Here is a 16,667-nt window from a genome sequence, read left to right as displayed (position 1 = left end):
CATGAACAGGGCAGAGGGTCGTGATGCGTAGTCGCCAGGCTTTCCTGAAATATGGAATGACATCTGTGGCCAGACACTGCGGGCAATACACGGAGGTGCGGCGAGGGAGGACCCAGAGGCGGTGGGCATGAAAACTGTTGGGGCGGGCAGCAAAGGAGTGGGGGAGTCGCTGGTAACTCAGGTTCAGGGGATAGCAACTAGGAAGGAACAGCGGTGCCAACAAACTTTGTGTTATTCCTGTCTGTTCAGCCAGGTCACGTATCAGTGGCTGCGTATCCGGCAGAAGATCGGCTGGTCGAAGAAGAGCCACGTGTTCCTGATCGCTGGGGGCTAAGGCTTGAGCAAGTTCCTTGGGTTTCACGGCATACGTGCTTGCCAGCCGTGACCACCAGGAATCGAAGGCTTCTCCAGGGAGGGGGATGACGTGAAGGGGAAGGTCGGCCTGCGAGCCAGTTGAAGATGTCGGTGGCATAGTGCTCCTTCACAGCGGCTGGCTGATGTTCTCCAGTCAGCTTCATGCAGACGCCAACGTGCGCTCGCGCTGCCTTCCCGACGTATCTCCGAATAAAAAATTTCAGATCCAGTCTGCGAAAAATCACGGAATTCTGGACATTTTGGCGCTCTAAATAGGAATTTTCTCAAATTAAGCTGGACTTTTTCGCAAATTAATTTGGACTTCTTCTTGAATTCGCTGAATAAGTTGGACTATTTCGTCTGAATATGCAGGCCGCCGCGCGCCCGTATCGCCGTCCGTCCGCTCCTGTAGAGACAATACCAAGGAGGGTAAGGGAACTTGGGTCGCCCGGTTGGATGAATAAATCAGATTAATCCAGTTTATTTTGATTCTGCCCAGGTCCCGGTGAAGATTTGCTCATAAAGTGAGCGGCGTTTCAATGACCCAGAAACTTCAGTTCCGGATCCGCCAATTTCAGCAAGGAAGCATCAAGACTGACTTCCAATACTCCAGAAGTTGGACTGAACGAACCAAGAGACGAAGTGTTTCGCCTCCATCCGCCCACAGAAGGCAGCGCCCTAGCCAGAAAGACAGCGCGGAAGGAACGGACGGGCGGATGGACTTCGCGGAAATGAGGCGGCAGGTGCAGACCTTCAACGCAAATCTGAAACCTTCTCGTGGGCATGCAACTGCCGATCTTGATTCTCCTTCCGACCGGGCCGTCACCCAGCAGAATGTCCTGTCGATGCCCCTCCACCGCAAATCACGCGGTGGACGAAGAAAATCATGTCCGTCTCGACTCACCCCGGACGATAGCTGTGGCTTCGGCACGGGCGTACAGGGCCGAAGCCGACTCCCGTTCCCGTTCCTTACATTTGAAGAGTGCGGCGGGCAGCTGATTCTCAGCCGGCCGCAAACCCTCAGCCTCCAGCTCGGCAATGGTGGCGTACTGCGGCGGATACAAGTTAAGAAATGTGGGGGTAGGACGACGGACGCGCGACATGCAGCTCACATCCTGGGTAGGGCTCTGCCAGGGCACCGGACCAGGGCGGTTATGCCACAGTCATGAAAGCCGGGCGGCGGTACTTGAGGGTAATTTCCGTGGGGGAGAGGGTCTTGTCGTCCTTGAGGTGCAGCACGGGCGCGGCGCCCGCGCGTTCCTCAAGGTCCAGGACATTCACCACGACAGCCGGATTATTTTTCAGTTCCCACAGTCCCAGGTACTGGGCTCGTAAGTCCAGCGGCGGTCCCCCCTCGGGCTGAGGCTCTGCTCTGGGCGCCGCGCTGGCCCCATTCTTGACCTGATAGGCCTGGCCCAGCGGCTCTTCTGAGGGCCGCGGAGGGTTCCGGCCGCTCGCGATGAGTTCGGCCGTTACTGGTTCACCGATCAACACGTCCAGCGCCAGGAGGGCGATGCGGTCAAATCCCTGGCCGGTCTTGTCCAGCGGCGTGTCCTGCTGGGCGGCCTTAAGTGCGCCATTGATTTCCTGATCGGTCAGCCGCGTGAATAGATCACGGGGCAGACCGCTGTGGGTGCCTAACTTGAGGTACGCGTCCAGGTGCTTTTCGCGCGTCTTGTTCGAGGCCTTCAAGACCGCCCGCAGCGTGATCATCCCCAGTGGATCCCGGCGAGGCCGCCCCTCAAGGACTGCGCGCGGCACTGGCATCAGCGTCAGCAGCGCCGCGCCGCCGGGCGGAACCTTTTCAGAAGCAGTTGACGTCAACGCTCCAGGCTTTTCCAGAATCTTGTCCTGATCAATCGGGAAGGGCAAGTCCTCGTCGCCTTGCGTCCTGGCTGGTGTGGCCTGCTGTTGTTCGGCGACTGCCGAAGACCCACCATCACCGGGAACAGAGGATGGAGCGACAGCTTCAGAAGGTCGCGTGAGTGGTGATGTCTGTTGAAGGATTTCTGGAGAGGATTCCTGTAGAAGGATATCTGTGTTATTGCTTCGGTCAATTTGCCGACTTGACTCGGCTTTTCTGCCGTCTCCAATCGGCTTTTGTGCCGTCTCCACTCGGTCAATTTGCCGAGTGCTATCAGTCAAATCTGCCGACTCGTCTACAACGGGTTTTTCCCCGTCTTTCGGGTCATGCCGGTCTGCAGCCGTTCCGTCCGGGTCATCACTCATGGCAGGGTCTTCACGCGACTGGCCCCAGGCGTCCACGGCCTTCTGAACAATCTCTACCTGAAAGAGCCACTGTGGCGTCCGGTCCCAGTTCAGGCGCGGGTTCTCGCGCTTGGCCACGAAACCTTTGTCGACCAGCAGGTCCAGGCCGCGTTTGACGACCTTGTAGGAATACTCGTCCATCAGTTCCCCGCACCAGCCGAGGCTTTTGGCGTCCTTAGGGTCAATGGCCATGCGCACCCAGAGGTCCTCGTCGCCCTCCGCTTTCAGGCCGCCCTGACGGCGGGCACGGTTGCGCCCCCGCACCTCCTCGCGGGCCTGGAGTTTGTAGAAATGCCAGCGCTCCATCGCGTTCAGCAACCGGGCCGCACAAGGATCGCCGTCACAGATGGCCTGATAGCTCTCCCGCAGCAGCGTCATTTTCTGTTTTCCCGGCTGGGCAATCAGCAGAGAGTCGCTCATTCCTCACTGCCTTTGTACGCTTGCCGCAGTTCAACAAGGGTGATTTCTAATCTCGTCGTCTCGCCGTCCGGCGATTCGTGGATGGTCATTGTGGAACTCCCCAACGCTCCCTGACCCTTGAGGGTCGTTCGGTCTGTTGACCGAACATGCCCAGGCGCGTATCCTGTGCGTAAGGCAATGCCTGCGAACTCCCCAGTTCGCAAAACAATCGAATTCTTCGGAACGGACACCCTCTGCGAACCACGGCCGGCAAGCCGCGCGGGGGGTGTTCCCTTTGGTCAAATGCTCGGTGACCTCCGGGACCTGCTCAGCATACCGTGATTTCGCTCACGAGGTGCCCATGTCCTTGCCAGCGCTGCATTGAGGCTCAACCGCCGGTGGCTGAGCAACTGCGGTTTGCACTTGGCTCTGGCGGCCACCGTTTTGGCGAGATGCATGTCGGGTTTGCCGTTGCTGCGGCTGAGGGCCACGGACTTACTTGCAGGATCAGACCGTGTGGACGGACGTGGAGGTATTTCGGATCGCGAACTGCGAGTGGAGTTGGGTGATGGTCGGTGAAGGTTGACAGTGGATCTTGGGAGGAAGGTTCTTCAAGGTTGAGGCTTGATCAGATTCGTTGGCATAACAGGTATTAGGCACAAGCCGCAGCCTCAGCCCGAAAAATCTTTCCCAACTCTCCACGACATGCGCTTCTTGCATAAGATGCAAGAAGCGCATAGACTGTAAGCGGGATGAACGTGCTCGCGAAAAAGACGCTGCTCCAATTCGCAGCCCAATACCCTGAAGCGCATGTCGCCCTCCTTGCCTGGTTCGACCTTGCCAGCAAAGCGGAGTTCACTTCGTTCGCGGACGTGCGGGCCGTCTTTCCCACTGCCAGCTGGGTTGGGCCTGAGTACATCGTGTTCAACATCAAAGGAAATCACTTCCGTCTGATCACCACCGTGGATTTCACCTTCAGAAAAATTAGGGTCAAGGAGTTCATGAGGCATTCGGAGTACGACCGCTGGAAACCGTGAAAGCCGAACGGAAAAGCGGCTCCAGATGGGCAATGCCTTGGAGGAGGTACGCACAATCATGAAACACAGTGAGATTGACCGCGCAGTGGCCGCCCTGGCTGAACTCCCGGAAGCGTCCCGCAACCTGCTGGGGCCTATCAGGAGCGACGAACATCTGGAGTTTGCCCTCAATGCAGAAGAACAGATGGGCCACCTGATCGGCGGCGACGCCCGGCACCCACTCGCCGCCGTGTATGCCACCCTGATCCAGCACATCGCCGAGTATGAGGCCGAGGCCTATCCGACCCCGGCCAGCAAGCCGGGCGACATGCTCGACTTTCTGATGGACCAGCAGGGTGTCCAGCAGCAGGAGCTGGCCACGCGTTTAGGAGTGAACCAGAGCACGGTCAGCCGCCTGATCCACGGGCGCGTGGCCTACACCACGGACCTGATCAAGCAATTAGCTGAAATCTTCAAAGTGCCTCCCACTGTTTTCCTCGGCTGAACAGCGCGCAGCCTATCCATCCCAGCCTTCACTCATCTGGAGGCCTTTTCTTTTCTTGCGTGTACCATGCGGCCATGAGCCTGGAGCTGATGGCCGCCAACCTCGACCTCCAGGGCCGCGCCGACCGAGTAGCTCACCTGGATCCGGATAGCCTGAAGAAGGCCGCGTTGCGGGCGGCCCGCGACACAGACGCCGAGGGATTATGGGCGTTGCTCGAGGCGTATCTGGTGACGCGCGGGGGGCGGGGCGCGCGCGTGAGCGTCAACACCCTGGAGGCCTACCGCACGGGCCTCGACACCTTTCTGGCCTGGGCCAGTCCGGCAGGCGTCAGTCTGCTCCGTCCCGGACCAAACGCGGGCTTCCGGTACGTCCGGCACCTGGAAGGCGCGGGCCTGGCCCCCAGCAGCGTGCGCGTGCGCCTGAGCGCGGGCAAGGCCCTGTACGCGGCCCTCCGCTGGACCGGGGCCTGCGAGGCAGCGCCCTTCCTGGACGTGCGGGCCGCCAGCGATCCAGTACCCCGGTGGGAAAAGCGCAAACCCTACTCCACCGAGGATGTGGCGTTGCTGCTCCGGCATGCGGGAGTTCAGGACGCGGTGATCGTCGTCCTGGGCGCGCACGTGGGATTGCGGGCGACGGAGATGACGACGCTGCTGAGAAAGGACTTGCATTTAGACGCGCCCGAACCCTACCTGACGGTAACTGGCAAGCGGCAGCGTCGTCAGGAGGTGGCCCTCTCCCCTACTGCGGTCAGGGCGCTACGCACGTGGCTGGCCGCGACGCCCAATTATGGCCCTCAGGTGCTGAGCATCCATACCCGTCAGAGCGTGGAGAACGCCCTCAGGCGGCTGTGCCAGGAGGCAGGGGTACGCTATGGAGGCCGCGAAGTACACGGGCTGCGCCACAGCGCAGGCACCCGGATCTACAGCGAAAGTGGGGACCTGCTGGCCGTGCGCGACCACCTGCGCCACCGCACCGTCGACAGCAGCGAGATCTACGTGGACTACGCGCGGGCCGGCCGCAAGAAGCCCGTGGGTGACTGGTAAGGGTACAGGCATACCCCTCGGGCGTGGCTGTCCCGTAACCGACGTTGCGCCGCCCCTCTCCCCTGTTACTCCTTGAGAAGCTGCTCAACCTCCTGCAACAATTTCCTCAGTCGAGTCTGTTTACGGGCGTCCAGCGCCTCCACCCGGCGCGGCGCGGCCAGCTTCAAGACCCGCCGTGTCTCCTGGGCCAGGTCACCCTGTTCCAGGGGCGTCGGTGCACTCCGTCCTGCCAGCAGCGCGGCCTCCACATCGCGCACCCCCCACTCCCCGGACTCGACCCGGGGCAGCCACTCGGCCTGCTGGTCACGGCTCGCCCGCCGCAGCAGTCGTACAGCATTAAAGGGCGCGCCCCGCTGAATGGCCGCCCGCAGTTCCGCGGGCAAGTCCAGGAGCGGCAGGTAGTGCTTGGCAAAGCTCAGACGCGTCAAATCCCGTCCCAGGACGCCCAGCGCCTCCTCAAGGGCGGCGCTGACCTCGGCCGACGGCTCTCCCCGGCCCGTGAGCTGTGACCTCACCTGCTCCGGCGACTGACCCAGACTCAGACCCATCAGGGTCAGGGCCACGCTGGCCACCTCATAGGCGTTCAGGTCCTGGCGCTCCAGATTCTCGCGCAGTCCGTACAGCCGCGCCTGCTCGTCCGTGGCGTCCCGCACGATCACCGGCACCTCGGACAGACCCGCGCGTCCGGCCGCCCGCCAGCGCCGCTCGCCTGCGATCAGCTCCAGACCGTCTGGCAAAGGCCGGGCCAGCAGGGGTTGCAGGACGCCGTTGGCTGCGATGTCCTGAGCCAGGCTATCGAGATCATGCAGGTCCATTCGCGCCTGGAAGGGCGAGGGCCGTAGGTCCTCAAGCGCCACGTATTGCATGGGCGGACGGCTGCGCTGCACACTCTGGATATCTTCGTGAACGGCCTGCGTGCGCTTGAGGGCAGCTTGCATACCGGCGCTGAGCTTGCGGCTCATGCGCTATGCCCGATGCGGGAAAGCAGCGTCTGGACCACGGCCTGAACCTCACGCCGGGCCTCCGAATTCGGGGCATTGACGCCCACTGGTTCCCCGATCGGCTGGCAGCGGTTGTAGATGGCGGGGCGGTAGGTCAGCGGTCCTGCCAGCTCTGGACCCAGCACCTGCTGGAAGACCTCATGCGTCTCCTTGCTGTGCGCCGTGTTCTCCATCTGGGTGACCAGATACATGGCCACCCGCAGGCGCGGGTTGGTCCGCGTGTATTCACCGAGCATCTCGCGCAGGCCGTCCAGCGCCACTAGGCCCTTGTAGCGGGCGGGCACCGGCACGATCACCCAGTCGGCCGCGTTCGCCGCGTTGGCAGTCAGCTTGCCCAAACTCGGCGGCGGATCAATCAGCACGAAATCGTAGGCTGCGCTGGCACGGACGGCGTCGATGGCCGAGCGCAGACGGCCCTCGGCGTTTGTGTATCCCGGCAGCCGGGCGTCTGTGCGCGCCAGTGCCAGATGGCTGGGGATCAGGTCCATGCCGTGGACCCGGTACGGCTCCGGCAGCGGCGCGTACTCCTCCAGCACCGGCTGCAGACTGCGCTCGACCGGCGCGTCGTGCACGCCCAGCCACGTGGTCAGGTTGGCCTGGGGATCGATATCCAGCAGCAGCACCCGGTAGCCCAGCTCCGTCAGTTCGTACCCGATATCGCGCACGCTGCTGGTCTTGGCCGCGCCGCCCGCATGATTGAAGGCCATCAGAACGGTGGTGTTCTGCGCGCCACTTTCAATGGTCTGCAAGTCCTCAATGGACACCAGCCCGGCGACAGGTTTGCCATGCCGCGCCAGGGTGACGGGTTCGCCTGGGCGCAAATTCTTCACCTGCTGGCCGAGCTGGGTGTGCGCAGTACTGATGGGGATAGACCGTTTGGGTTTTGCGCTCATGTCTGTATTTTGCTCAATCCAGGGTACGAGCGCAACGTTTTGCCCAAAAGACAGTGGGGGAGAGGAGAGGGGGAACAACGTTGTTCCCCAGTGACTTGCCTCGTGAACAAGACGTCTCGGAGGTACATGCTGATCAATGGTCTTCAGCTGGGTCTGGACCGTTTCCGAAGGCTGCTGGGGCGCCTTTCGCCACAGCAACAGTGCTGTGGCGTCTGCGGGCAACAGGGTTTGTCGTTCAGGTATAGCGGTGAATGTTTAAGATCCGGATGTGCTGCGCGATGAATTCCTGCGTTTGCAGCTCCGGTCTAAAGCTGGCTTGGCTCTGCTGTCATGTTGATGTTGCAGCGGCGATGGAACGGACCTTCCCGTGCTCCGCGTTATGACACTCGTTCAGTTCCTAGATAACCGCCCCATGGCTCCAGCGCCGATCGGCAAACAGCCTCCAGGATGCCGTACCCGTTCAGCAGGCAGACGAGATAGAAGTTAGCCGCCGCGATGTCACGGCGCACCTGAAGAAGAAATTCCAGCACGTCCACATATTCCAGAGCGGCTCGCCACAACCAGTGTCCCACCCCGCCAACTTTGACGTAGACCTGTGTTGATCGGCTACCGCGCCAGCAAGGGCAGCGTGCCAGGGATCTTGCCGCTGAAGTAACGGACAAGACAAGCAATTGACTGCCCCCAGTTTCAGGCTCCGGCATGAGCTGAGGGCCTTTATCGTTTGTTCCGCGCGCACAAAAACAAACTGATGTATTGTGTCCCGGCCTCTGCACTACGCTGCGGCGTGGCTAGAGAATACGCAGAACTGGCTGGCACCAGTAGAGAACTGGCAGGCCTTGCAGGACCAGCAGATCACGACATGCCCAGCAAGATGATGGACGACGAACTGGACCCAGCTGGAGACCGCTGGCCTGCCTGGGTGGCCATCTTCACCTGCATGTGTGCGGGCGGCGGACTGGCACTCAACAGCACCATGAACGACACCGGCGCCTTCACGCTGGCGCTGCTGATGGCCTCAGTTGCCGTGGCGGCTGTGGCCTGGCGGGTCTGGGGTAAGTAGAGGGCCCACTTAGGCATCTGAACCCTGCTGCCATGACCTCAAGACACCTCGACCCAGGCTGCCCGCGCCAACGTCGGCCACGCTCCGGCGCTGGCTTCAGCTGAACTTGGAACCGTGAATGCTGGCGGACTTCGGCCATACTTTCAATACAGAGACGTTGTTGATATCTCAGATACAGTTTTAGAGGGATGTAAGGTAAGCACTTTGGCTTTCATTTTCAAGGAGCACAATAGAGGGCACCATGAGAAGCCCAGTGATGGCCGCGTTCTTGCTTGCCTCCGTCGCCCTTGCTCAGACCTCCGGAACGCCCACGGCGCCCATGACAGGCATGGACATGCCACCAACCATCAAGGCCGACAGCGCCAATAAAACGGTGCGGGTGACCTTCGTGGCTGGCCACGGCATGAACAATAATGGCCTGAATTACAACGGGGACGCCAAAGGCGAAAAGACCCTGACCGTGCCTCTCGGGTGGACCGTGGAAGTTAACCTGAACAACGCGGGCCGCATGCCGCATGACTTTGCCGTGATCGCCGGCAGCACGCTGCCAGCCAACCCTGCGACGGCTCGCCTGGCCTTCCCCGACGCAGCGACCAGCATCGTCCCACCCGCCGGTGCCACGGCGGCTCCCGCCAAGTTCATGGCCAACCGTCCGGGCACGTATTTCATTCTGTGCCGGGTTGGCAAACACGCGCAGAATGGCATGTACGTGAAGATGCAGGTCGTCAACGGCGCCAAGGCCGTGGCCTACAAGTAATGGCAGAAGGGAGAGACGTCCTCCTGGTCTTGAGCCTGAATCGGAAGCGCCCCCTATGACCTGCCCCGCCCCTGACATTTCGGCTTGGGCAAGTGGGGGCTTTTTCCATTTCGCCCCGCACTATTCTGACCCTCAATCGCTCTCGCTGACTACCTGGACTGCCATGAAGAGGCCAGGGCCGCCGCCTGGGCCGCGTGGTGTGCGGAATTGAACCCGGCACAGTGGGACGAGGCCCAGTACTGGCTGGACGTGGAATTCGTGGAGCCGTGCCCGGAAGGGCGCGCTGCCTCAGAGCAGACCAGGCCGGCCGGCTGACTCTTCCGCCCGGTCCAGCCCTTCCACTCGCCGAAGACGAAGTGCTGGCCCTGAACCTGGAAAGAGCCCGCCGGTCAGCGCTGTTCAGCTGTTCGCTTCGAAAGCCTCGTCGTGCACGGTGCGGCTGAGTTTCCAGTAGTGCAAGATCCTTTCAAGCTGTTCCAGAAAGCCAGCAAAGCTGGCAGATTTCACAACATAGGAACTGGCATGCAGGACGTAGGCCTCGTTCACATCCTGCTGAGCGTTGGACGTCGACAGCATCACCACGGGGATGTGGGCCAGACGGGCATCATCCTTCATCACGCGCAGCAGCTCGAAGCCGCTCATGCCGGGCATGTTGAGGTCCAGCAGGATCACATCCGGCTGAAACCCCGGGCTGCGCAGCAGGTCCAGCGCTTCCATACCGCTCCCCACGCACGTCAACACGCCTTCCGGGCACAGCTGCTCAAACGCTTCCTGCGCCAGAAAGCGGTCTTGTGGAGCGTCGTCCACCAGGAGGTAATGTCGGGTTGCCGTCATCAAGAGGAGAATAAAGCGTTCTTCATGCCATGGGGCGAAGACCGAGCGTGTCGCCTCAGAGCAGACCAGGCCTGCGGGCTGACTCTTTCTTCCGGTCCAGCAGTTCCACGAACACCCCGGTCAGCACCGCGTCGAAGTGCTGTCCCGCCCGGGCCGTAATCTCGGCCAGCGCCGCCTCATGCGTCCAGGCTGCCTTGTACGGCCGCTCACTGATCAGGCCGTCGTACACGTCGCACAGCGCGAACAACCGCCCCGCCAGGCTGATCTCATGGCCCGCCTTGCCCGCCGGGTAGCCCTGCCCGTTCCAGCGCTCGTGGTGATCACGCACCACCTGCAGGGTGACTTCTGGTAGTTCGCCCAGCGCAGCCACGATCTGCAGCCCTTCCTCAACATGCGAGCGCATCACCGTCCACTCGTCGGCGGTCAGCCGGCCAGGCTTGAGCAGTACCTCGTCAGGGATGGCGATCTTGCCGATGTCGTGCAGGTACGCACCCCAGCGCATGGCCCGGATCTGAGACGGTGACCAGCACAGCGCCTCGGCCAGTTGCGTGGCCAGTGCGGCGACGCGGTCCGTGTGGCCCTTGGTCTCGCCGTCCCGGCGCTCCAGGGCCACCCCCAGCACCCGCAGTTCGGCCTCACGCACCTCGCTGGCCCGCTCGATGGCCGCCAGACGTTCGGTCAGGCGCACCTGGGCCTGGATCAGATCATCGTCACTGGCGCCCAGGTCAACAGGGATCACGCGCTGCACCCCGTCCCACGTCATGCCCCCAGCATGGCTGCGCGGGCCTCACAGCGCTCTGACCGGGCCGCGGTCCAGACCGAGCTCAAGGTCAGACATGCACTAGAGCACCTTCGGCGGTTCCCAGATGCGGCTGCAGCAGCGCGGTCAGGGTGGCGGGGGTGTGCACGTCCTCGGTGCGCACTCTCAGCAGTGGCGAACGTCAGCGCCTCAAATATTTCTGGGAGACGTAGCCGACGCCCTGCGCTGCGCTGACCTTGCACCAGCCGGATGCACAGAACTGCATCCGGACCCGTGTGTCCTTCCCCAGCGTGGCTACTTTCGTCGTTTCCGCTCCCGGCCCAGCCCGCAGGTTGAGATTGGTGGTGGTGTAGCGGATGACGTCATCGGCGGGCGGCGCGGCGGCGGGAATCGATACGGGTCTAACCTGCTGGGTTATCCCGCAGCCTGAGGTGTAGCCTAGATCACCGCAGACGTAAGAGCCGCTGTCGCTGGGGCACGAGTGCCAGCGGTGACAGCCACTGCGGTGGGCCTGGGCTGGAGCCAGGAAGAGAAAGAACAGGGCCGCCGCGCTGAACGTCAATTGTCTTCTCATGGCGCAATCTGACACAGGGTTGCCTTTGACGTACGCTACTTTGCGGTATGGCCGAAGAGCATGAAGATCCAGGCGTCAGCCTCGTCACCGTCGACGGCATCGAGGGGAAGTTGGCGCGGGTGGAACTGCCAGACGGCACCCTTGAGGACTGGCGCCTGGCAAGTCTGCCCCAAGGGGTCAAGGAGGGCGACGTAATCCGCATTGACGTGCGGGGCGGTGACGTGGACGTTGATCACCAGGAGACGGACCGACGCCACGCCCTGGGCCAACGGACGCTTGATGGCCTGAATGCTCAGACGCCCGAAGGAGACCTGGACCTGTGAGGCGCCTCCTCCTGCTGGCGACGCTGCTGGGTGGGGGCGCTCTGGCTCAGAACGCTTTACCCGGCGTACTCACCATCCGCTTCCTAGACGTCGGCCAGGGCGACGCGGTGCTGATCACCGCCCCCGAAGGCCAGAGCCTGCTGTACGACGGCGGGCGCCTCGTTCTTCGCCATCAGTCGTGTGTCAGACCGTCAAAGCGTCAGCTTAAGATTGAGACTGGGTTTCTCTCGATGTTTTGAGGTGTTGATGGCCCTCACCGCTTCTGAGATGTCCATCGGATGGCCGAAGTAGAATCCCTGCCCCACATCGCATCCTAGGGTGCGCAAGCGTCTCGCTGTCTGGGCATCTTCGACGCCTTCGGCGACCATCGCCAGGTTCAGGCTGTGGCCCAGTGCCACGATGGCGCGCACGAAGGCGGCATCGTCTTTCCGAAGCTCCTTGACGAACACCCGGTCGATCTTCAGGACGTCGACCGGCAGGTACCGCAACTGTCCAAGACTTGAAAACCCCATACCGAAGTCGTCCAGTGCAATCCGTACTCCCAGCGCTTTAAGCTGCATCATCTTGCTTCTCGCACTGTCGATATTCGCCAGAACGGTACTTTCGGTCAGCTCGAGGGTGAGCGCTGAGGGGATGAGGGCATAGTCCTGAAGCGCCGCCATCACGTCGGCCACAAAATCGGGCGCGTCGAACTGGGCGGCCGATACGTTCACGGCCACATAACTGTCAGGCAGGGCCTCATCGCGCCAACCCCGCGCTTCCTTCAGGGCGGCTCGCAAAACCCAGCGGCCGATGCCGCTCATCATCTCTCGGGCCTCCGCGACGGGAATAAAGGTCATCGGGGAAACTTGCCCAAGGACCGGCGAGAACCAGCGCAGCAGGGCCTCAAATCCTTCTACAGCGCCCGTGTTGAGCGAAATGAGCGGCTGAAAGTGCAGCGCGAACTCGCCCCGTTCGAGTGCGCCACGCAACTGCACTTCGATGTTCGCCTTGGCCACGTGCGTGATGTTGAGGTCTGCGTCCGCGAAGCGCCAGCTGTTCTTGCCGTCCTGCTTGGCATCGTACATGGCCTTGTCGGACTTCTCGATCGCCTGAGCCACCGTCGTCGCGTCGCTGGGAACAAGCGCGATGCCGATGCTGGCTGTGAGATTGACGGTTTCGCCCACGACCTGGAAAGGCTGCGCCAAGGCTTCCAGAAGCTGTTGGGCAATGGACGCCGCTTGCGTGGGGTGTTGGACCGCCGACAGGATCACCACGAACTCGTCACCGCCAAACCGCGTCACGCTGCTGACGCAACCCACGTCGCTGGTCAACCGCGCCGCCACTTCGCGCAGCACCAGATCACCAACGGAATGGCCGAATGTGTCGTTGATCAGCTTCATGCGGTCGAGGTCCACGAACAAGACGGCGGCTGGCTGGCCCGTTCGGCGATTGCCATCAATCAACTGCTGTAATCGGAGTTCGAGGTCACTTCGGTTGCGGACGCCGGTCAGAGGATCGTGGTCCGCGCGGTGGGCAAGGCTGGATTGGAGGTACTGATTGTTGGCCAGAACCAGCACCTGTCTCAGGATGAATAAGGCGGCAATGACCAGCAGCACCGCTGCTTGCAGGGAGCTGAGCGGAGGTCCCAGAAGCCGCGAAAAGAGGTAAAAGGCAAAGACGGTCAGCACAGCGTAATGCGGCAAGAGCGCTATCCAGCGGTCCAGCGCCTTTGAAAGGAAGAGGGTCAAGCCCGCAGTTTGACGCTCGGCGCGGCTGCTTGAGTACGCTGCCCAGCCAAAGCAGACAGCGGCCAGTGTCCAGCCAGCATCAAGGAGCGTCCCTGGTTGGTATGTTTCCAGGCTGACTTGACGGGCGTAGATCATGTCTGCAATGAGAAAAGAGCCCATCCCTGCCGCCAGGAGAAGCAGTTCGCCCCGGCGGAGATCTACCGGACGCCAGAGCGCCAGAGTGACCATACCGGCACCCAACAGCAGGTCTACCGCTGGGTAGGCCAACGCGACAGCCAGGGTAAATGGCTGCCCAGGATAACTGCCAATGATGGACGATACCGAGGCGGCCCACAACACCTCGCCGATCATAAGGACCACCAGCACTGTGTCAAGCAGGATGCTCAAGCGGTTGAGTCTGCCCTGCGCTTCACGCCGTAACTTGATGATCCCCAGCCCGATGCAGGGCAGGGTAAAAAGGTAAAAAAGGTCGGCCAGTGAGGGAAACACACTCAGGTGAAGCACAGAGTCGATCAGGAAATACACCGCGCTGGCCATGCCCCAGGAGGTGATCCCCGCCGCGATCCACTTCCACGAATTTGCGGCCGGACGGTGTCGGCTGGCCGCATGGAAGGCCAACCAAGCACTGAGGCCATACAGCGGTAGGTAGCTCAGATTGGCAATGGCAGAGCGCCAGACTGAGGAAGGTCCACCGATCAGGAGCTACAGCAAGTGCAGTCCCATTCCGCCAAGGAGCAGAAACAATACCACCCGCGGAAGATTGCTTGGCATGCGGGAGATCATCGCTTTTATTCTCTTCGTTCAAGCATGGCGGGTTTCTGACAACGGAAACAAAATGGCTCATCCTGCCTTCCGAGGAGCCGAGATCAAAAGCAGCTCACTGAGTACTCCAGTTGTAGTTGTGCAGGCTTCTTCGATTCCATCGACTTTGTCCTTGCGCAAGAACCAAGAGAAGCGCCGTATGCATCGCAGCTGGAGTACTTAGTTGCCAGAACAGCCGGCGGCCCTATCAGGCTGTCGTATCCAGGATCAGCCGCAGCGTCTGTGCGGGCATGTCCCAGTGCGGGAAGTGGCCGCTGTGGTCGAACCAATGCAGCCGGGCGTCAGGAAAGGCCTCCTGAGCCCTCGAGGCCTGTGCTGGCAGACACACCCGGTCCCAGCGGCCCCAGCCGATCACCAGAGGGTGTTCCAACCGGCCCCGGGGGATCCCCTGCTGCCCCTCGCCGAACGCCAGGTTGCGCAGCAGTTCATCAGTGGACGGCGAGGCGGCGAAGCTCCTCATTTCGGTCAGGGTGAGTTCCGGTGCCAAAGCCCAGGGATGCGAGGAGAACTGGGCGAACAGGGCGCTGCGGCCGACGGGAGAAGCCGTCAGGGCGGGCATGACCGGTTGAAGCGCACGGATCAGCCAGATGGACGCAGCCACCGTGTTGTAGAAAAAGCCCCGTTCCCAGCCCTGCCAGAACCCACCTGGATCAAGTGACACCACCGCTCCCAGGACGCCCCCGCGCCGTGCGAGTTCCAGTACCAATCGGGCGCCCATCGAGGTGCCCACCGCGTCGATGCCCAGGAGGTTCTCGCGCGTCAGAAAATCGGTCAGCGCGTCGGCGAGCGTGGCGATGCTCACTTCACCGGGCAGCGGGGGGGTGTGGCCGAAGCCGGGCAGGTCGACGGCGATGACTTCACGCTGCGCCTCCAGTCCGGCCAGAATCGGCGCCCAGGTCTGCCAAGAACTGCCCAGCCCATGGATCAACAGCAGCGGCTTGCCCTGGCCGCGCCGGATGTGGTGGAGCGAAGCACCGGCGTGGCCCGGAGCAGTGGCAGGAGTGGGCGAAGTCATCCTCTTACTTTCGGGGCGTGCCGTGTGGCTGCACGCCCGATCACGTAAAGACCACTTGAGCCTCCCGCTGGCGGGAGGTGGAGTGCGCTGCATCGCGCTTACCGGGGAACGTTAAAACGCCGCTCCAGAGGTACGCTCGGATCGGTCACTGCTCAGACTTCGGGCTTGACGAAGCAGACGACTGATGGTGGCACTTGACCTGAGCCTGGAGAACCTGTTCAAAACGTTGAAAAGTCGATTCGGACTCCACCGGTTTGGGCAGTACACCCGACGCGGTGTTCTGCGTTACTGCTGTTTGTGCTTACTGAGTTTCCTGCTCTGCCATGTTCAGGACCTGGAGGATGTGGAATCAGGACGTCGTACCTCTCCTTGGCCAGATTGGGGCGAACTCGCGAGTCGAGTTCGGCTCCACTGCTGCGGTTTGGTGCGTCTTGCTGAGCTTGAAGTGGAGAGTGCAAGCATTAGAACTGTCCTGGACAGCGTTTTACGGCTATGAACGCAAACTGCAAGATCTCAGGTACTGAAGATTCTGCGGCGGGTCATGGTTGTGCCTCCTATGATCGAGGCTTAACTCCTCCTGTGCAAAATCGACTGAACCCCAGATCCTGAGTCACCCGTTCCACGTACAGGCTCCACTCGTGCAGACACAGGGCCTCCACCCACAACGACAGGTCACGGAACGTCCGCCACAGCGCCGCAGGCACCGTGAAAGCGGGCTCGGCCGGGCGCGTGCCGGGAAGGGGATGACCGCTCAGCGTCCCGGCCGGGGCAGGCAGGCCGAACAGCGCGTGCGCGCCCCCTTCCTCGCATATCTGACAGGTTGCCGCACCGCGTGTGCAATGGCGGAGATCGTCGCCTGCGTGAGCCGCTGCAACGGCTCGGGCAGGCTGCCGCGGCCCACCTGAAACGCGGCGAGCAGCAGCACTCCATCCGCTGGCCCACTGCTGGTGCTCGTCCACTCCTACCAGGCGCCGCGCAGCGCCGTCAGGGCCTCCCGGAAGCTCAGGTCCTGCACGGTTCCTACCGCGCGTCTGGGCCGTGGACCCTGATAGATCGGCCCGTCGCCCACGAAGGTCCAGTACGACACCAGCCAGCGCTCGGCCACGAGACGCAATGGAATGATGCCCCCCTGACCGCTCGGCCCTGGATACAGCAGGGCCAGGTCATTGAGGGCCCGGACCAGCGCGAACTTGTAGGAGTTGGATTTCGCCTCATGGCGCAGCAGGGTGGCGAGGATCGCGCGGCCATCATCCATCTTCCTCCCTCCAAGAGAGCACCGCGCTTTCCACGTTCTACTGTCCTCTGCCAGATTC

General features: G+C 62.0%; 16 protein-coding genes and 1 pseudogene. 6 read left to right on the top strand and 11 right to left on the bottom strand.

Going from position 1 to position 16,667, the window contains the following annotated elements:
- Positions 1-7 precede the first annotated feature (7 nt).
- Together IEY31_RS19085 and IEY31_RS13895 are read right to left on the bottom strand one after the other, a co-directional pair.
- Positions 8-472 (bottom strand): annotated as a pseudogene (locus IEY31_RS19085) (TniQ family protein); the annotation flags it as partial.
- A gap of 1,034 nt (positions 473-1,506) precedes the next feature.
- A complete protein-coding gene (locus IEY31_RS13895; protein WP_188973005.1) occupies positions 1,507-3,042 on the bottom strand; it encodes a hypothetical protein in 1,536 nt (511 codons plus the stop codon).
- A 731-nt stretch (positions 3,043-3,773) separates the two neighbouring features.
- Here IEY31_RS13895 and IEY31_RS13890 point away from each other — a divergent pair.
- The 3 genes from IEY31_RS13890 to IEY31_RS13880 all read left to right on the top strand — a co-directional run bounded on the left by IEY31_RS13890 (position 3,774) and on the right by IEY31_RS13880 (position 5,585).
- Entirely contained in the window at positions 3,774-4,058 is a 285-nt protein-coding gene (locus tag IEY31_RS13890; RefSeq protein WP_188973003.1) for a type II toxin-antitoxin system HigB family toxin, read from the top strand.
- 58 nt (positions 4,059-4,116) lie between these two features.
- Entirely contained in the window at positions 4,117-4,542 is a 426-nt protein-coding gene (locus IEY31_RS13885; RefSeq protein WP_188973001.1) for a helix-turn-helix domain-containing protein, read from the top strand.
- Positions 4,543-4,616: 74 nt separating this feature from the next.
- A complete protein-coding gene (locus IEY31_RS13880) occupies positions 4,617-5,585 on the top strand; it encodes a tyrosine-type recombinase/integrase (RefSeq protein WP_188972999.1) in 969 nt (322 codons plus the stop codon).
- Between the two features lie 65 nt (positions 5,586-5,650).
- On the opposite strand, the gene IEY31_RS13875 is transcribed toward IEY31_RS13880, so the two are convergent.
- The 3 genes from IEY31_RS13875 to IEY31_RS18735 all read right to left on the bottom strand — a co-directional run bounded on the left by IEY31_RS13875 (position 5,651) and on the right by IEY31_RS18735 (position 8,009).
- Positions 5,651-6,547 carry a ParB/RepB/Spo0J family partition protein gene (locus tag IEY31_RS13875; RefSeq protein WP_188972997.1) on the bottom strand — a complete coding sequence of 299 codons (897 nt, stop codon included), beginning with the start codon at positions 6,545-6,547 and terminating at the stop codon, positions 5,651-5,653.
- Positions 6,544-7,479 (bottom strand): AAA family ATPase, encoded by a 936-nt coding sequence (locus IEY31_RS13870; protein ID WP_229723635.1) that lies wholly within the window; start codon positions 7,477-7,479, stop codon positions 6,544-6,546. The genes IEY31_RS13875 and IEY31_RS13870 overlap by 4 nt, the downstream gene beginning before the upstream one ends.
- Positions 7,480-7,856: 377 nt before the next feature.
- Positions 7,857-8,009, bottom strand: a complete 153-nt coding sequence (locus IEY31_RS18735; protein ID WP_229723633.1) for a hypothetical protein — start codon at positions 8,007-8,009, stop codon at positions 7,857-7,859.
- A gap of 329 nt (positions 8,010-8,338) precedes the next feature.
- Between IEY31_RS18735 and IEY31_RS13865 the strand changes: the two genes are divergently transcribed.
- Together IEY31_RS13865 and IEY31_RS13860 are read left to right on the top strand one after the other, a co-directional pair.
- Entirely contained in the window at positions 8,339-8,539 is a 201-nt protein-coding gene (locus tag IEY31_RS13865; RefSeq protein WP_188972995.1) for a hypothetical protein, read from the top strand.
- Positions 8,540-8,795: 256 nt separating this feature from the next.
- On the top strand, positions 8,796-9,296 hold the full coding sequence (locus IEY31_RS13860) for a sulfocyanin-like copper-binding protein (protein WP_188972993.1): 501 nt from the start codon (positions 8,796-8,798) through the stop codon (positions 9,294-9,296).
- 399 nt (positions 9,297-9,695) lie between these two features.
- Here the strand turns inward: IEY31_RS13860 and IEY31_RS13855 are convergent, their stop codons facing one another.
- From IEY31_RS13855 to IEY31_RS13845, 3 genes are all read right to left on the bottom strand, one after another.
- On the bottom strand, positions 9,696-10,130 hold the full coding sequence (locus tag IEY31_RS13855; RefSeq protein WP_188972991.1) for a response regulator: 435 nt from the start codon (positions 10,128-10,130) through the stop codon (positions 9,696-9,698).
- A 55-nt stretch (positions 10,131-10,185) separates the two neighbouring features.
- The gene (locus IEY31_RS13850; RefSeq protein WP_188972988.1) at positions 10,186-10,893 is read right to left on the bottom strand and encodes an HD-GYP domain-containing protein; all 708 of its coding nucleotides are present in this window, start codon (positions 10,891-10,893) and stop codon (positions 10,186-10,188) included.
- 178 nt (positions 10,894-11,071) lie between these two features.
- Positions 11,072-11,464 (bottom strand): SH3 domain-containing protein, encoded by a 393-nt coding sequence (locus IEY31_RS13845; protein ID WP_188972986.1) that lies wholly within the window; start codon positions 11,462-11,464, stop codon positions 11,072-11,074.
- 47 nt (positions 11,465-11,511) lie between these two features.
- Between IEY31_RS13845 and IEY31_RS13840 the strand changes: the two genes are divergently transcribed.
- A complete protein-coding gene (locus tag IEY31_RS13840; RefSeq protein WP_188972984.1) occupies positions 11,512-11,787 on the top strand; it encodes a DUF3006 domain-containing protein in 276 nt (91 codons plus the stop codon).
- Between the two features lie 191 nt (positions 11,788-11,978).
- Here IEY31_RS13840 and IEY31_RS13835 read toward each other — a convergent pair whose 3' ends face one another.
- The 3 genes from IEY31_RS13835 to IEY31_RS13825 form a co-directional block, all read right to left on the bottom strand.
- Positions 11,979-14,054 (bottom strand): putative bifunctional diguanylate cyclase/phosphodiesterase, encoded by a 2,076-nt coding sequence (locus IEY31_RS13835; RefSeq protein ID WP_188972982.1) that lies wholly within the window; start codon positions 14,052-14,054, stop codon positions 11,979-11,981.
- A gap of 472 nt (positions 14,055-14,526) precedes the next feature.
- The gene (locus IEY31_RS13830) at positions 14,527-15,354 is read right to left on the bottom strand and encodes an alpha/beta fold hydrolase (protein WP_188972980.1); all 828 of its coding nucleotides are present in this window, start codon (positions 15,352-15,354) and stop codon (positions 14,527-14,529) included.
- Positions 15,355-16,315: 961 nt separating this feature from the next.
- On the bottom strand, positions 16,316-16,609 hold the full coding sequence (locus IEY31_RS13825) for a hypothetical protein (protein WP_188972977.1): 294 nt from the start codon (positions 16,607-16,609) through the stop codon (positions 16,316-16,318).
- Between the last annotated feature and the right edge of the window lie 58 nt (positions 16,610-16,667).

Source organism: Deinococcus aerolatus (genome assembly GCF_014647055.1).
In the GTDB taxonomy this organism is placed as follows: domain Bacteria; phylum Deinococcota; class Deinococci; order Deinococcales; family Deinococcaceae; genus Deinococcus; species Deinococcus aerolatus.
This window is presented reverse-complemented; position numbering and strand designations above follow the sequence as displayed.

Bases quoted from the DNA above. Each gene is read 5' to 3' on its own strand.
- IEY31_RS13860 (WP_188972993.1), top strand. From the start codon at position 8,796: ATGGCCGCGTTCTTGCTTGCCTCCGTCGCCCTTGCTCAGACCTCCGGA.
- IEY31_RS13890 (WP_188973003.1), top strand. From the start codon at position 3,774: ATGAACGTGCTCGCGAAAAAGACGCTGCTCCAATTCGCAGCCCAATAC.
- IEY31_RS13855 (WP_188972991.1), bottom strand. From the start codon at position 10,130: ATGACGGCAACCCGACATTACCTCCTGGTGGACGACGCTCCACAAGAC.
- IEY31_RS13825 (WP_188972977.1), bottom strand. From the start codon at position 16,609: ATGGATGATGGCCGCGCGATCCTCGCCACCCTGCTGCGCCATGAGGCG.
- IEY31_RS13830 (WP_188972980.1), bottom strand. From the start codon at position 15,354: ATGACTTCGCCCACTCCTGCCACTGCTCCGGGCCACGCCGGTGCTTCG.
- IEY31_RS13885 (WP_188973001.1), top strand. From the start codon at position 4,117: ATGAAACACAGTGAGATTGACCGCGCAGTGGCCGCCCTGGCTGAACTC.
- IEY31_RS13840 (WP_188972984.1), top strand. From the start codon at position 11,512: ATGGCCGAAGAGCATGAAGATCCAGGCGTCAGCCTCGTCACCGTCGAC.
- IEY31_RS13850 (WP_188972988.1), bottom strand. From the start codon at position 10,893: ATGACGTGGGACGGGGTGCAGCGCGTGATCCCTGTTGACCTGGGCGCC.
- IEY31_RS13875 (WP_188972997.1), bottom strand. From the start codon at position 6,547: ATGAGCCGCAAGCTCAGCGCCGGTATGCAAGCTGCCCTCAAGCGCACG.
- IEY31_RS13870 (WP_229723635.1), bottom strand. From the start codon at position 7,479: ATGAGCGCAAAACCCAAACGGTCTATCCCCATCAGTACTGCGCACACC.
- IEY31_RS13880 (WP_188972999.1), top strand. From the start codon at position 4,617: ATGAGCCTGGAGCTGATGGCCGCCAACCTCGACCTCCAGGGCCGCGCC.
- IEY31_RS13835 (WP_188972982.1), bottom strand. From the start codon at position 14,054: ATGGCCAGCGCGGTGTATTTCCTGATCGACTCTGTGCTTCACCTGAGT.
- IEY31_RS13845 (WP_188972986.1), bottom strand. From the start codon at position 11,464: ATGAGAAGACAATTGACGTTCAGCGCGGCGGCCCTGTTCTTTCTCTTC.
- IEY31_RS13865 (WP_188972995.1), top strand. From the start codon at position 8,339: ATGCCCAGCAAGATGATGGACGACGAACTGGACCCAGCTGGAGACCGC.
- IEY31_RS13895 (WP_188973005.1), bottom strand. From the start codon at position 3,042: ATGAGCGACTCTCTGCTGATTGCCCAGCCGGGAAAACAGAAAATGACG.